This window comes from Kitasatospora sp. NPDC059812 (assembly GCF_042732075.1).
GTDB lineage: Bacteria > Actinomycetota > Actinomycetes > Streptomycetales > Streptomycetaceae > Kitasatospora.
In genome coordinates, this window is record NZ_JBHWIO010000177.1 from 1 (window position 1) to 2251 (window position 2251).

2 protein-coding genes are annotated in these 2251 nt (G+C 69.4%); both read right to left on the minus strand.

Translation table 11 applies throughout. The features are described from left to right. Nucleotides 1-73: 73 nt before the first annotated feature. Nucleotides 74-874 carry an IS21-like element helper ATPase IstB gene (gene istB / locus ACFV6D_RS38760; protein WP_380563437.1) on the minus strand — a complete coding sequence of 267 codons (801 nt, stop codon included), beginning with the start codon at nucleotides 872-874 and terminating at the stop codon, nucleotides 74-76. Beyond that, nucleotides 874-2142: an IS21 family transposase gene (gene istA / locus ACFV6D_RS38765; RefSeq protein WP_380563438.1), complete on the minus strand. Its 1269-nt coding sequence runs from the start codon at nucleotides 2140-2142 to the stop codon at nucleotides 874-876. Before istA ends, istB begins: the two co-directional genes overlap by 1 nt. Nucleotides 2143-2251 lie beyond the last annotated feature (109 nt).

The window sequence follows — 2251 nt, forward strand, 5'->3', positions numbered from 1 at the left end:
TGTCGGCGACGGCTCAATGTGAGGCCGGGTTCGGCGGTTCAGTTGTGGGCCATCCGTAGTCTCGTCGGATGTGTCAGTCGTTGCTGCTGGTGGCGGTGCGGCCGAGTTCGCGGCCGCGCATGCGGTAGGACTCGCCTTTGAGGGAGTGGACCTCGGCGTGGTGGACGAGCCGGTCGATCATCGCGGCGGCGACGGTCTCGTCGCCGAAGGTCTCTCCCCAGCGGCCGAAGGGCTTGTTCGAGGTGACGATGACGCTGGCCCTCTCGTAGCGGTTCGAGATCAGCTGGAAGAACAGGTTCGCTGCCTCGGACTCGAAGGGGATATACCCCACCTCGTCGATCACGATCAGCGGGTAACGGCCGAGTCTGACCAGCTCGTCCTGCAGTCGTCCGCTGTGGTGGGCGGCGGCGAGGCGGTCGACCCACTGGGCGGCGGTGGCGAACGCGACCCGGTGCCCGGCCTGGCAGGCCCTGATGGCGAGGCCGGTTGCGATGTGCGTCTTGCCGGTGCCCGGCGGCCCGAGGAAGACCGCGTTCTCCTTCGCCGCGATGAAGTCCAGGGTTCCCAGGTGGGCTAGCTGCTGGCGGGTCATGCCCCGCAGGTGGGCGAGGTCGAGTTCCTCGATGGTCTTGATCGCGGGGAAGCGCGCCTGCCGGATGCGTTGCTCGCCGCCGTGGCTGTCGCGGGCGGAGACCTCGCGCTGCAGGCAGGCGACGAGGTATTCGAGGTGGCTCCAGGACTCGGTCTGGGCGCGTTCGGCGAGCCGTTCGGCGGCGTCCAGCAGTGCGGGTGCCTTCATCGCGCGGGCGAGGAAGGCCAGGTCGGCTGTGGTCTGCCGGGTGGTGCGAGCCGTAGGCTTGCTGGTGGTGGGCATCAGCTGTCCTCCTTTCCGGCGCCGCCCTCGATGAGGGTGAACATGCGGTCGTAGGTGCCGAGCTCGCGCTGTTCGACCTGGACGCCCAGGTCGTCCGGGGCCAGGCCGGCCAGGCCTCGGGCCCTGGTGTGTGCGGCCCGCTGACGGATCGCCTGGCCGCGCAGGACCTCGGCCGCGGCGCCGTGCTCGGGATCGGTGATGGTCTGGTGGCGGGCCCAGCAGCGGCTGTGGTGGGCGACTGTCTCGCCCGCGCGGGTGGTGGCGACGATCTCCTCGGTGTCCGTGCGGACGGTGATCTGCTGGCCGATCGCGCGGGGGTGGACGGAGTAGTCGCAGGTGTCGACGCGGATGTAGTGGTCGCGGCCCAGCCGGGTCGTCTGGGGCCACCAGTTCGGTGGGGCGACCGGCGGCAGGGCGAGCATCGCCTGCCTGTCGGCCTCCCATCGCTCGAGGGGACGGCAGCCGATCACGCGGTGGTGTCTGCGGTTGGCGATCTGCAGCCAGGCGGCCAGCTGGGTGTTGAAGTCGTCTGGCCCGGCGAAGGTGCGGCCGGGCAGGAAGCTCGTCTCCAGATAGCCGTTCGCCCGTTCCACCAGGCCTTTCGCTTCCGGGTCGCGAGGCCGACAGAGATGGATCCGGATCGCGAGCAGGCCGGCGAACGCCGCGAACTCCGACGTCAGCTTCCCCTGCCCGACCCCGCTCTCGTTGTCCCAGACCAGCATCTTCGGGACCGCCTGCCAGCCAGTCAGCAGCCGCCAATGTCCGTCGATCAGGTCGGCGGTCGTGCGGGACGGCAGCAGCCGGGCCGTGATCATCCGCGAGTAGCCCGACACCATGACCAGCACCGGGGGTCGGCCCGTCTGTCCATAGCCCAGCGGGATGTCCACCGGCGGGAACCACAGATCACACTGGGCAAGCTCACCGGGCGAGTAGACCGTGCGCGAAACCGGGTCGACCGGAAGATAGGCGGGCCGCAACTCGCGCACCCGTTCCTTGAGGATGGTCAGGCCGCGGTCCCACCCGATCCGCTCGGCGATCACCGTGGCCGGCATGGTCGGGGTCTGCTTCAACAGCTCGCGGATGGCGGGATCGACCCGATCCACCGCCGAGCCCTTCAGCGGACGCTGGTAGACCGGCGGCCGGTCCGAGGCAAGGGCCCGCAGCACGGTGCCCCTGGAGATCCCCAAGTGCCGGGCCACCGCACGGGCCGACAGGCCCTCTGCCCGGTGCAGCCGGCGGATCTCAGCCCAGTCCTCCACGCCAATCACCTCTCTTCCTCCTGACTCCCATACCAGTGAAGTCAGGATGTTCAAGAGATCACGCAGTGGCCCGCTTTTGATGCGCCGTCCGTGGCCCTAATTTCACCCGTCGACGACA